The organism is Gluconobacter frateurii, assembly GCF_002723955.1.
GTDB lineage: Bacteria > Pseudomonadota > Alphaproteobacteria > Acetobacterales > Acetobacteraceae > Gluconobacter > Gluconobacter frateurii.
In genome coordinates this window covers 212,946-225,336 of the sequence record NZ_BEWN01000001.1, presented here as the reverse complement: position 1 = coordinate 225,336, position 12,391 = coordinate 212,946, and the positions used below count along the sequence as shown (strand labels likewise).

The 12,391-nt window shown below is 58.0% G+C and carries 14 protein-coding genes; 11 read left to right on the top strand and 3 right to left on the bottom strand.

All coding sequences use genetic code 11. The features are described from left to right. The first annotated feature begins 21 nt into the window (after positions 1-21). The 7 genes from GFR01_RS00925 (at position 22) to recA (ending at position 4,546) form a co-directional block, all read left to right on the top strand. Positions 22-414, top strand: a complete 393-nt coding sequence (locus tag GFR01_RS00925) for a flagellar basal body rod protein FlgB (protein WP_063904424.1) — start codon at positions 22-24, stop codon at positions 412-414. A 13-nt stretch (positions 415-427) separates the two neighbouring features. Then, complete coding sequence (gene flgC, locus GFR01_RS00920; protein WP_099180929.1) at positions 428-835, top strand: flagellar basal body rod protein FlgC; 408 nt, start codon at positions 428-430, stop codon at positions 833-835. Positions 836-838: 3 nt separating this feature from the next. Continuing rightward, on the top strand, positions 839-1,156 hold the full coding sequence (locus GFR01_RS00915) for a flagellar hook-basal body complex protein FliE (protein WP_099180928.1): 318 nt from the start codon (positions 839-841) through the stop codon (positions 1,154-1,156). A 3-nt stretch (positions 1,157-1,159) separates the two neighbouring features. Continuing rightward, the gene (locus GFR01_RS00910) at positions 1,160-1,432 is read left to right on the top strand and encodes a flagellar biosynthetic protein FliQ (RefSeq protein ID WP_007284585.1); all 273 of its coding nucleotides are present in this window, start codon (positions 1,160-1,162) and stop codon (positions 1,430-1,432) included. Continuing rightward, positions 1,429-2,256 carry a flagellar biosynthetic protein FliR gene (locus tag GFR01_RS00905; RefSeq protein ID WP_099180927.1) on the top strand — a complete coding sequence of 276 codons (828 nt, stop codon included), beginning with the start codon at positions 1,429-1,431 and terminating at the stop codon, positions 2,254-2,256. Before GFR01_RS00910 ends, GFR01_RS00905 begins: the two co-directional genes overlap by 4 nt. Before the next feature lie 3 nt (positions 2,257-2,259). Continuing rightward, positions 2,260-3,336, top strand: a complete 1,077-nt coding sequence (locus tag GFR01_RS00900) for an EscU/YscU/HrcU family type III secretion system export apparatus switch protein (RefSeq protein WP_099180926.1) — start codon at positions 2,260-2,262, stop codon at positions 3,334-3,336. Positions 3,337-3,511: 175 nt separating this feature from the next. Further along, complete coding sequence (recA, locus tag GFR01_RS00895) at positions 3,512-4,546, top strand: recombinase RecA (RefSeq protein ID WP_063904428.1); 1,035 nt, start codon at positions 3,512-3,514, stop codon at positions 4,544-4,546. A gap of 65 nt (positions 4,547-4,611) precedes the next feature. Here the strand turns inward: recA and GFR01_RS00890 are convergent, their stop codons facing one another. The 3 genes from GFR01_RS00890 to GFR01_RS00880 form a co-directional block, all read right to left on the bottom strand. After that, a complete protein-coding gene (locus GFR01_RS00890) occupies positions 4,612-5,778 on the bottom strand; it encodes a low temperature requirement protein A (protein WP_099180925.1) in 1,167 nt (388 codons plus the stop codon). Between the two features lie 147 nt (positions 5,779-5,925). After that, complete coding sequence (locus GFR01_RS00885) at positions 5,926-6,915, bottom strand: ferritin family protein (RefSeq protein WP_063904430.1); 990 nt, start codon at positions 6,913-6,915, stop codon at positions 5,926-5,928. 53 nt (positions 6,916-6,968) lie between these two features. Continuing rightward, entirely contained in the window at positions 6,969-7,610 is a 642-nt protein-coding gene (locus GFR01_RS00880; RefSeq protein ID WP_373317577.1) for an ATP-dependent Clp protease proteolytic subunit, read from the bottom strand. Between the two features lie 168 nt (positions 7,611-7,778). Here GFR01_RS00880 and GFR01_RS00875 point away from each other — a divergent pair, with 168 nt between their 5' ends. From GFR01_RS00875 to glpX, 4 genes are all read left to right on the top strand, one after another. After that, positions 7,779-8,783: a hypothetical protein gene (locus GFR01_RS00875; RefSeq protein ID WP_099180924.1), complete on the top strand. Its 1,005-nt coding sequence runs from the start codon at positions 7,779-7,781 to the stop codon at positions 8,781-8,783. A 97-nt stretch (positions 8,784-8,880) separates the two neighbouring features. After that, positions 8,881-10,107 (top strand): LL-diaminopimelate aminotransferase, encoded by a 1,227-nt coding sequence (locus GFR01_RS00870; RefSeq protein ID WP_099180923.1) that lies wholly within the window; start codon positions 8,881-8,883, stop codon positions 10,105-10,107. Then, positions 10,104-11,393, top strand: coding sequence for a homoserine dehydrogenase (locus GFR01_RS00865; protein WP_099180922.1), 1,290 nt, complete (start codon positions 10,104-10,106; stop codon positions 11,391-11,393). The genes GFR01_RS00870 and GFR01_RS00865 overlap by 4 nt, the downstream gene beginning before the upstream one ends. After that, a complete protein-coding gene (gene glpX / locus GFR01_RS00860; protein WP_099180921.1) occupies positions 11,390-12,391 on the top strand; it encodes a class II fructose-bisphosphatase in 1,002 nt (333 codons plus the stop codon). The genes GFR01_RS00865 and glpX overlap by 4 nt, the downstream gene beginning before the upstream one ends.

Here is a 12,391-nt window from a genome sequence, read left to right as displayed (position 1 = left end):
GCAGAGAGGAAAACTGCACCAATGCGCAACACGGACACCACCTCAGCCAGTGGAACAAACCTGTTTGCCTTGGGTCAGGACCGACTGAACTGGCTACAGGCCCGTCAACAGGTTCTGGCAGGCAACATCGCCAATGCAGATACCCCCGATTACAAACCCAAAGATGTCTCTCCCTTTGAAGCGGCTTTAGGCCAGTTCGACATCACCCCGGTTGCGACACAACCCGGTCATTTCGGGATCAGCGCCTCTGATACATCCGTGCGGGAAGTAGATTCTGAAAGTTCGCTGGATGGAAACCAGATTTCTCTCGATCAGCAGATGGAACAGGTGGCTGACGTCAACGATCAGCAGCACCTCGCAGTCAATATCTATGGAAAATACATGAGCATGTTCCAGACGGTTCTTGGTAAGTAAGGCGCCCTGACACATGAACCTCTCGAATACCATTGGCATCTCGGCGAGCGGCATGGATGCGCAGGCCCAGCGCCTTCGTATCGTTGCTGAAAACCTTGCCAATCAGGACACGACCGGCTCAACGCCCGGCGCAGATCCCTATCGTCGCAAGACGATCACCTTCGCCGAGCATGTTGACGACGACACAGGCGTCTCATCCGTTGATGTTCATGACATCGGCCAGGACATGTCAGACTTCCAGACCAAATATGATCCATCACATCCAGCGGCAAATGCGCAAGGTTACGTGAAAGTTTCCAACGTGGATTCCATGGTGGAGATGATGGACATGCGCGAAGCGGAACGCTCCTACGAAGCCAACCTCAATACGATGCAGAGCTCGCGCACCATGCTGTCGCGCACTCTCGATCTTCTGAAGTAATCCATGATCACATCCCTTTCCCAGGCCCATAGTGCCTACGCTCAGAGCCTGCAGAACAGCCTTCAAACAGGCGTGACGGACGATGTTCCCGACGGAACATCCGGCAATGATTTTGGCTCTGTCATGTCCCAGGCAGTCAATAGCGTCATTGCCACGGGCCATGATGCGGAAGCCCTGTCGGCCGCAGGCCTGAACGGCGGCGGAGACATGACCCAGATTGTCACAGCCGTTTCCAACGCACAACTCGCACTCCAGACGTCAACCGTCATTCGGGACCGGATGGTGCAGGCGTATCAGGACGTCATGAAAATGACGATCTGAGCCATGCAGGCGATCGATCTCGGCGCCATTCTTGAGCAGACGTTCATCGTCGCCCTCAAGTTGAGCGCACCTGCCCTGCTCACAGCTCTTGTGGTTGGATTGCTTGTCTCTCTTGTGCAGGCGGTTACGCAGCTCAATGAAAGCACGCTGTCTTTCGTCCCAAAGGTCATTGCTATTGGCGCTGTCATGATGATGGCAGGCTCGTTCATGACAGCAACGCTCCTCACCTTCACGCGCCACCTGTTCGATCAGCTCATTCTGGTCGGCACCACGTGACGCCATCGTTCCTGCCGACAGATCTTGCAGGACCTGCGCTGACGGAATGGGCGCTTGCTTTCCTGCTCGTGCTCTGTCGCACAGGTGCGACTGTCATGGTCATGCCGGGGCTGGGCGAACAGTCTTTGCCGATGGTAGTCCGGGCTGGAATTGCCCTGACGCTGACCTTACTGGTCCTGCCTCTCGTCGCCCCTCTGCTTAATATGGGCAGGCTTGATGCTCTGGGGCCTTTGGGGTTGGGCGGCATGATTGCAGTTGAACTCTTTGCGGGTGTCCTGATCGGCTGGCTGGCACGGCTCATCACTATGGCGCTTCCTATCGCAGGCCAGATGATCGCCATGTTTATCGGGATTTCCAGCGTTCTCCAGCCCGACCCTGATCTTGGCTCTGGCAGTTCAGCTCCGGCAAGATTCATGAACCTGCTCGCCCCTCTGATGCTGCTCGTCACGGGGGCCTATATTTTTCCCATAAGAGCCGTAATTGGCAGCTACGGCCTTATCCCCCCGGGCGGCGCTCTTCTGGGACAGATGGCCATTGCTCATTGGCCTATTCTCGGAGACGCTGCGCATAGCGTCATTCAGATGACCGGCAAGGCATTTGCCCTTGGGCTGGAACTCAGCGCGCCCTTTCTCATCCTTTCCCTTATCTGGGAAATGATGCTGGGCATCATGACGCGCCTGCTTCCTACGCTGCAGATCTACAACGCAGCCAATCCTCTCCAGATGCTGGGAGGCATTGCGCTGCTGGGGCTGACGCTACAGGCCATGCTTGCAGTCTGGCAGGGACAGGCCTTTGATGTGCTTCGTGCATTACCGGGCCTGTAGGCCATGGCAGACGCAGAAGACAGAACAGAAGCCCCGTCCCAACAAAGGCTTCAGAAAGCCCGGGACGACGGCCAGATTGTTCTATCCCGAGAAGCCATGAGTTTCATCGTTCTGTTGGGCGGCATACTGGGCGTCTTTACGGTGCTGCCATTCCTTGTTCGGGATTTCGTCCGAAGCATGCAAGGCCTGATGGCCAATGCCGGAACGGTTTCAATGGTCCAGGATGGCCTTCTGGCCGCAACGGAACACTCCGTCATTGCCGGGCTAAAACTGGTTATTCCGATCGCAGGTCTTGTTACAGCACTGACCTTGACGGCTGGATTTCTGCAAACAGGATTTCTGGTTCATCCGGCTTCCCTGTTGCCTAAAATGTCCCGCGTTTCACCCATGGCCGGCCTGACAAGAATTTTGGGCGGGGGCACCCTCCCGGACACTTTCAAGGCCCTTGTCAAACTGCTCATTTTCACGACGGTCCTCTGGCACCTCGCCAAGGGCGTCATCCCCGATGCCCGCAGCATGACAGGCCTTACGACAAGCGCCATCCTGACGAAGATTGCTCATCTGGGCCTCAGCGGAGCCGTCAGCATGGCACTGGCTCAACTCGTAATTGCCGGCGGCGACATCTTCTGGATGCGCTTTCGCCATACGGCCAAGCTGAAAATGAGCCGCGAGGAACTCAAGGAAGAGTATCGCAATACCGAGGGTGATCCACACGTCAAAGGCCGCCTCAAAGCCTTGCGAGCAAAACGCGCCAAGCAACGCATGATGGAAGCTGTGAAAACCGCAACCGTCGTTGTTACGAACCCGACGCACTATTCCGTCGCACTTGTGTACGAAAAAGGTGGCTCCAGCGCTCCAAAGATTGTTGCCAAAGGAATGGATGACATGGCCGCTCGCATTCGAGAGACAGCGCAGGATCACCGGGTCCCGGTCGTAGCCAATCCCCCTCTGGCGCGCGCGCTCTTTCCTCTTCCACTGGACAGCGAAATTCCAGCTGAACATTTCAAAGTGGTCGCAGCAATCATTGCGTATGTCTGGAAGCTCAAAAGGCCCGGAAGCCGGAGGGCCCCGATACAATAAAAAAGAATCTTATTTCTGGTCTTTCCCTCTTGGCGAAAATGCACTGGATCATAATATGCAGACCAGAACATTTGTGAACATGACGCTCTTACAGAATGAAATCTGCCCTATGCGGCAGGTGTGGTGCGGTCTATCGTGTTCCTATCTGCCAGCCATGAGCGATTACGAGGATTGAATGGACAAGACCAAGGCGCTTGAGGGCGCACTCAGCCAGATCGAGCGCGCATTCGGCAAAGGGTCCATCATGCGAATGGGCCAGCGTCCGAAAGAACAGGCCGACGTCATTTCCACCGGTTCTCTTGGGCTTGATATTGCCTTAGGTATCGGTGGCATGCCACGCGGGCGTATCGTCGAAATTTATGGCCCGGAAAGCTCCGGCAAGACGACACTCGCCCTGCATGTTCTGGCAGAGGCCCAGAAAAAGGGCGGAACAGTTGCATTCATTGACGCCGAACACGCGCTTGATCCCGGCTATGCCCGCAAGCTCGGCGTCAACATCGACGAACTCCTTCTGAGCCAGCCAGATGCCGGTGAGCAAGCACTGGAAATTTGCGATACGCTGGTCCGCTCTGGGGCGGTAGACGTCCTGGTTGTGGATTCCGTTGCTGCTCTGGTTCCGCGTGCGGAACTGGAAGGAGATATGGGCGACAGCCATGTTGGCCTGCATGCACGTCTCATGAGCCAGGCACTCCGCAAGCTGACAGGCACCGTGTCCCGCTCGAATACGCTGGTCATCTTCCTGAACCAGATCCGCATGAAAATTGGCGTGATGTTCGGCAACCCGGAAACAACGACGGGCGGCAATGCGCTGAAATTCTACTCTTCCATCCGGCTTGATATTCGCCGTATCGGGTCCATCAAGGACAAGGATGAAGTCGTCGGCAACCAGACGCGCGTGAAGGTCGTCAAGAACAAGATGGCGCCGCCGTTCCGTCAGGTTGAGTTCGACATCATGTATGGCGAAGGCATCAGCAAGATGGGCGAACTGCTTGATCTGGGCGTAAAAGCCAACATCGTCGAGAAATCCGGCGCATGGTTCTCCTTTGACAGCCAGCGCATTGGACAGGGCCGTGAAAACGCCAAGCAGTTCCTGCGGGAGCATCCGGAAATGTCGAACGAGATCGAACGCCGCATTCGTTCTGATGCAGGGGTCGTAGCCGATGCTCTGATGGTCGGTCCAGATGCCGATGAAGACTCAGGCGACGACTGAGTTCAAGCATGCATGAGGCTCCTCACGGGAGCCTCATCTGTTTCCGGTCGGTATGCGCGGGGAGCCTAGAGAAATTTTCCTTTTAGGCTTCCCCCTGCGAAAGCACTGATAGCAAGTAGAACGACACTCTCAGCGCCTGCAAGTTCCCACCGCGGCAATGCAGGGACGAAAACAGCGGCGAGGCTGAAAAGCACCGCTCCCCCTGCCTGCAACGCAGGAATTTTCTGTGTACTGACCCAATGATACAGGCTGCTTCCAAGCAGATAGAACGCGGGTCCGAGTGCAAGAACCAGTTTTGAAGCCCCTTCCGCCGGCTCCAAAGGGCTCTCCAGCAGAATCTCCATCCCCACAGCCGTGATGATGATGCCACCAATCAGTATGGCATGCAGATAATGAAACAACGCCCCCATCCGGCCTGGATCGGAAGAGCGGGAAATGGCGTGCTCTGCTTCCTCGCTGGACGTTTCAAAATACAACCACCACATCGCAATGGTGCATAGAAAGCTGATGACAAAAGCCGTCAGCTCCATCAGGGACCACGTACTGGTTTCTGCCATGGACAAGCCAGATGCCATAACTGTCTCGCCCAGAGCCACAATCACGAAAAGCTGGCAGCGCTCAACGAGATGACTCCCCGAAATCGTCCAGTCAGACGTATGGGAGCGCCCAAGACCGGGCAGCCAGAAACCGAACATGGGTGACACATATTCGCAGAGAACACCCATCGCCCAGAGGGGGAGCCGCATGTCGGGGGAAGAAAGACCACCTGCGATCCAGAAAACGGACGCAATCAGCCCCCAGCCCAGAATACGACGGTAATTCGCGGCCAGAGGGTGGGTGAACGGGAGGCGTGACACGACAAACGCTGACCGTCCCACCTGCATGACGACATAGCAGAGTGCGAAAGCAAGTCCACGTTCGCCAAAGGCTTCTGGAAGTGCTGCGCCACACAGCAGAGCAAGCGCCATTGTACCGAAGAGGGTTCCGCGAAGCGCCGGAAGACGCGGATCAAACCAGTTCGTGACCCAGCCTGTATATTGCCACCCCAGCCACGCGGCGAACCACAGCACAAGCATCTGAAGCGCGCCAAGCCATGTAAGATGATGGAGCAGTCCGTGACTGACCTGCGTGACCAGAAACACATAGATCAGGTCAAAGAACAGTTCCTCATTTGTTACCTTGACCTTCTGGGCGCCGGGCTGGCGCATCAGTGAAGACTGGGTCGTAGTCATATAAGCGGGTTCCGACTGCTTTGATCGCAGCCTTTCCTATGCCTTATCCGCACCCCAAGGCTCCAGAGCAAATCAAGCCACAAAAAAGAGGACAGGCGAACCTGTCCTCTTTCTCTTGCCGAAAGCTCGGAATGTTAAAAGCTGTTTTTAGGCAGCGGATTTAGCAGGGCAACACTTGCTTTTCACGCAGCCCCAGATCTTGGCGCCTTTAATAATCGCACGCGCAATTGCAGGCGTTGTCGTCGGACGCAGCAGGCGCGGATCGTAGCCAGCAAAACGACGATCATTCTCATCAAGGCAAAGCTGCATCAGCTCAGGAACCTTGATGTCGATATTCGTCATATCCTTGGCGCCGGTCACCGTGAAGTTGTTGTCCTGCGTATGCTCTTCGCCATTGTCGTCAATGGAGCGCGCCAGCCCCATGCGCTCGTAAGCCAGAAAAATCCAGACGCCAATGACGCGCAGTTCGAACCACGGACGCTTCCAGAACGGCATGGTTGCACGGTGCCAAGCCAGCCAGTTGGCAAAGAGTAGAATGTGACGACACTCTTCCTGCATGACCGGCTCGAACGTTTCGATCAGTTCCATCGGGAACAGGCCTGCGCGTTCAGCCAGCGCAAACAAACCGAACGCGAAAAAGCTGTCCACGCATTCTGAGAAACCAGTCACGAGATAAGCCCATTCCGTGTCTTTCGGCTCCACATAGGGAGGCTCAGGCGCCATCGGAATTTTGTAGGCTTCAACCAGCTTACTTAGAACTTCCTTGTGCCGGTTCTCTTCCCAGGCATTGCGGGACAGGGCGTCCTTCATGTCCGGGTCATCAATCATGGCAGCATAGGCAGCCATTCGCAGACGGGCCTTGCCCTCGGTCTGTACGGCAATATCCCAGATCGGCAGGGACGTGATGCGATGCAGCGTCTCCGGGTCCAGTTCCGGCCAGTCGATGACAGATGGCTTGTATGGATTGAACGTGTCGCGGAACATCTGCGCGACAGCCTTCTTATGCTCTTCCGTTCCCGGCTTGAGAGGCCCCTTGATAGGGCTGCTCCAGTGACGCGCTTCGTAATCGACGCGTTCAAGCGTCTTCTCCGACGGTGCGTCGGGAAGGTGGGAATAGATGTCAGCCAGGCTTTTCATGATATTTTCGCGGCGTGCCCTGCGGCACGCCGTGCCCCTTGGAGCTTGTCGTTTTACTTCAGATCGGTCGCGGAGTGGATAACACGGTGCACAAGCCCGTATTCAATCGCTTCCTTCGCAGACATCCAGTAATTGCGGTCCGTATCCTTGGCGACCTTCTCGTAGGTCTGGCCAGTTTCCTTGGCAAAGATTCTATTCAGACGCTCACGCATCTTGATGATCTCACGAGCCTCAATGTCGATATCCGTTGCCGGGCCACGCACGCCACCCATCGGCTGATGGAGAAGGAAGCGCGTATTCGGCAGGCAGACGCGACGCTCCGGGCGACCAGCCGCATAAATTAGCGCCCCGGCGGAGGCGACCCAGCCCGTGCCGATCATATTGATCGGGGCGATCGAATCCACAAAGCGGATCATGTCATGGATCGTGTCACCACTTTCCACATGACCACCGGGAGAGTTCACATACACATCGATCGGCTTGTCAGACGACCCGGCGAGCGCCAGCAGACGCCCCGTGACGTCACGCGCGATCTTGTCATTGATCCCACCAAAGATCAGAACCTTGCGCTGGTCGAACAGGCGGCTTTCGAGTTCGCTGATCGGGCTGTTCAGCGTCTTGTTGTCGTCTTCCGGGGCCTCTGGGGCATCGGGCTCGTCGTCCAGACGGGTAAGGGTCATTCTGGTGATGTCCATGTCGTTTCCAGATCCATCGTGCGTCTTCATCCCCCTATCCTGCTCTTCGTTTGCCTTCATGCCAAGTCCGGGAAAGACGAAGTCTCGCCATCCCGATCACGAACGGCTAGTCTCCGCCGTGTTCAGAGATTTGGCGAAGGCAGGAACGGCACAGTGGGTTCAGGGAACATGACGCATCCCGGGAAAGTGGTAACGCGCAGAAATGCGGGAAAGATCCCGCTCATGCTGCTGCTGGCCACACCCCTCTTTACCGCCTGCCAGCATCAGGACCCCGTCGATGTGCCGGCTGGGTGGTGGCATAGTTTTGAGGGCGGCGAGATCGCCAAGCTGCGCCCACCTCCACCGGGACAGAACCTGCCTTACCCACATGTTGGCCGCACCCCGACCCAAAATCCGGAAATGCCGTCTCCCGAGGCACGCGTTAACCTGACAATGCAGCTTGAAGCGCAGCGCAATCTGGCCCAGCGCGAGAGCGCGGCTCAGGGAACACTTCCTACCATCCCGCCTCCGCCGCCGAAGACTGCACCATCCGCGGTCAACCCGACGGGGACTGAGCCGGAAGAACAGAATAATCTGACCATGACGTCGGTGGGACAACCAGCGGACACAACGCCCCCTGCCAACGCAGCTCCGGAAGCACCGGCGGGTACCGCAAAGCCTGCACCTGTACCAAAGACGTCACAGCCTCAGCCCACACCGCCAGAAGCTGAGCTTCCGCCAGTTGTCGCTGCATCAATCCCTCCCACACCCCCGGGAGAGTTCCCGCAGATCGGGGCTCTTCCGCCGCCAGCTCCGCAATTTCCCGGTTTTGATCTTCCCCGAGATGCAAATTTGACCGGCCCTCTGCGTCCTGACGTCGATACGTCTACCCCCGAAGGCACGCTGATCCGCTTTCAGCCCTCAACAGATCACGTCATTGGCGATCCCTCAGGGGACTACCAACGAATCATTTCCCAGCGTGGTAACCAGAAGATCACAATTCTCGGCTTCGGTGCCGCGATGAGCGCAGATGCTGGCCTCTCTACTGCGGATCAGAGCCGTGAGATCGCCCTTGGCCTTCTGCGCGCGCGCGCCGTTGCTGACGCACTCATGAAGCGGGGGGTCCCAGCTTCGGCCATCGTCCTGCGTGCCGAGGCCATCGGCAACGGTGTTCGCGTTCGGAATGGCGGCTGATCAGGGCTGAAAGGAACATGTCTTAAAGGACTGTTCCTCTTACGGAAAAACCTGTCTATCGTGCCTCCTCCCGTAATCTTTTTACCCTGAGCTGGTCATGACCGAAGAGTTCCACCGCATCCGCCGCCTGCCGCCCTATGTGTTCGCTGAGGTGAACAAGGCCAAGGCAGCCGCGCGAGCGGCCGGTGAGGACATCATTGATCTTGGCATGGGAAACCCGGACAGCGCTCCGCCGGCTCATGTCGTGCAAAAGCTGGTCGAAACAGTGGCCGATCCGCGCGCGCATGGCTATTCCGTCAGCCGCGGCATTCCGGGCCTGCGCCGCGCCATGGCGAACTACTATGAGCGCCGCTTCAACGTCTCCGTCGACCCGGAAACGGAAGTCATCGCGACGCTGGGATCCAAGGAAGGCCTTGCCAATCTGGCAGCCGCCATCACCAGTCCCGGTGATACGATCCTCGTGCCGAACCCGTCCTACCCTATCCATCAGTTCGGGTTCATCATTGCAGGCGCATCTGTGCGTTCCATTCCGGCCACACCGGATGAGGACATGCTGCGTGCGCTGGACCGCGCCGTGCGTCACTCCGTTCCGAAGCCGACCGCGCTGATCGTCAACTTCCCGTCCAACCCGACGGCTTTTGTGGCCAATCTCGATTTCTACAAGGAAATCGTGGCTTTCGCGCGCCGGGAAAACATCTGGATCCTGTCGGACCTCGCTTATAGCGAGATCTACTTCAATGCGGATGAACCGCCGCCATCCCTGCTCGCCGTACCGGGCGCGAAGGACGTGGCCGTGGAGTTCACCTCCATGTCCAAAACGTATTCCATGGCGGGCTGGCGCATGGGCTTTGCCGTTGGCAACCCGAAGCTGATTCAGGCCCTGACACGCATCAAGTCCTATCTGGATTACGGCGCCTTCACGCCGATTCAGGTGGCGTCTGTAGCGGCTCTGAATGGCCCGCAGGATTACGTGTCGGACATCCGCGCCATGTATAAGGATCGCCGGGACGTTCTGCTGCGCGGCCTGAGCGCTGCTGGCTGGGACGTTCCTGCCCCCGCCGGATCCATGTTCGCATGGGCCCCTATTCCCCCCGCTTTCGCTGACATGGGGAGCGTGGAATTTTCCAAGCTCCTGCTGAAAGAAGCTGGCGTGGCCGTAGCACCCGGCCTTGGCTTTGGCGAATATGGCGAAGGGTTCGTCCGGATCGGACTTGTTGAAAATACTCAGCGGCTGCGTCAGGCGACGCGGGCCATCAAGAGCTTCATGGGCCGGCACGGTGCCGGCGCATCGACCGCTGATCTTCTTGGAGCTGCATCATCGTGAAACCACTGCGGATCGGACTGGCCGGACTAGGGACTGTCGGTGTCGGCGTCATTCGTCTTCTTCAGAAGAATGCCGAAACGATTACGGCCCGGGCCGGCCGGCCGATCGAAGTGGTCGCAGTCACGGCACGCAGCCGCGACAAGGACCGTGGCGTCGATCTATCCGGCATGCGCTGGCATGACAACGCCGTGTCCGTCGCGCAGGACCCGGAGATCGACGTTATTGTCGAACTGATCGGTGGTTCCGAAGGCCCAGCACGTGACATGGTGGAAACCGCCCTGACGCGTGGTGTGCCTGTGGTAACGGCCAATAAGGCGCTTGTGGCCCTGCACGGCGAGGAACTGACGCGTCTCTCCGCTGAAAATGCTGCGCCGCTCTTCTTTGAGGCTGCTGTCGCCGGTGGCATCCCGGCTATCAAGCTCGTCCGCGAAGGACTGGCTGCTGATCGTCTGGATAGCGTGGGTGGCATCCTGAATGGCACCTGCAACTACATCCTCACGGAAATGCGTACGACCGGGCGCGATTTCGGGGACGTCCTGACGGAAGCACAGGCCAAAGGATACGCCGAAGCCGAGCCTTCTACGGATGTTGATGGCTGGGACACGGCTCACAAGCTGGCCATCCTCGCCGGAATTGCGTTTCAGCCCATCGCATTCGACACCCTTCCCGTCCACGGTATCCGAGATGTGACAGCCTCGGACCTGACGTTCGCCAATGAACTGGGATACCGTATCAAACTGCTCGGTATGGCTCGCGCCACCGGGGATAACGGGATCGAAGCATGGGTCCGCCCATGCCTCGTCCCTGCCAAGGCAGCCATTGCCGCCGTGGAAGGGGTCTTCAATGCCGTCACCACACAGGGGCCGTTCAGTGGTCCCATCACAATTTCCGGCCGTGGCGCTGGCGAAGGCCCAACGGCAAGCGCCGTGGTTGCGGACCTGATCGACCTTGCCCGCGGAGCAGACCTCCCGGTCTGGGGTGTCAAAGATGCTCCGGCACCTGTGTCTTGCACAAGTCTCGGGGAATTGAAGAGCGCATTCTATATCCGTCTGGATGTGGAAGATCGTTCTGGTGTCATGGCCGATCTGACATCCGTTCTCCGTGACCATAATGTTTCCGTGCACTTCGTCTCGCAACATGACGCTGCGGCGGGACGTGCACATCTGGCCCTGGTGACTCATCAGGCCCCAGAAAAGGCTATTTCTGCAGCTATAACAGCACTTTCCGCGCTCCCAGTTGTTAATGGGGCTCCTTTAGTGCTCAAGATCGAGGATTCTCTCCAGTGATCGATCCCACAAGTGTTCTTCCCTACCGCGTTACCGACCGCAACCTGGCGCTGGAGCTTGTCCGCGTCACGGAAGCGGCCGCCATTGCCTCTGACCGCTGGACAGGCCGCGGCCTGAAGAACGACGCCGACGGTGCGGCTGTTCAGGCCATGCGCGCCGCCTTTGATACGGTTGCCATTGATGGCATCGTCACCATTGGCGAAGGCGAGATGGACGAAGCCCCGATGCTTTACATCGGTGAAAAGGTCGGCTCCGGCGGCCCAGCCATGGACATTGCGGTCGATCCGCTTGAGGGTACGAACCTCTGCGCCAAGAGCCTGCCGAATGCCATTACGGTGGTTGCCCTCGCCGAGCGTGGCAAGTTCCTGCACGCCCCAGACATCTACATGGAAAAGATTGTCGTCGGACCGGACCTGCCGGACGATGTCGTCAATCTTGATTCTTCCATTGAAGAAAACCTGCGCAATCTTGCGAAGGCCAAGAAGCGCGACGTGTCAGACCTCGTGCTCTGTACGCTAGACCGCGAGCGCCATGAAGAACTGATTGCCCGCGCCCGCCAGGCTGGTGCCCGCGTTCAGCTTCTCAGCGACGGTGACGTTGCTGCAGCAATCGCCACCTGCATCGATGGCGGTGGCGTGGATCTTTACGCTGGTTCCGGCGGTGCTCCTGAGGGTGTTCTGGCAGCCGCAGCAATCCGCTGCATGAATGGCCAGATGCAGGGTCGCCTGCTGTTCGAAGACGATGCACAGCGTGAACGCGCCCGCGAAATGGCTGATGGCAAAGACCCCACGCGTCTTCTTGGTCTGCACGACATGGCCGCCGGTCACGTTTTGTTTAGCGCTACAGGCGTCACCACCGGCTCTCTGCTGAAGGGTGTGGAACGGATCAGCCCGACCCGCGCCAAGACGCATTCGATTGTCATGCGTTCAAAATCAGGCACAGTTCGCTATATTGAAAGCCATCACGACTTCAGCCTGAAGACAAATCGACCATCCTGA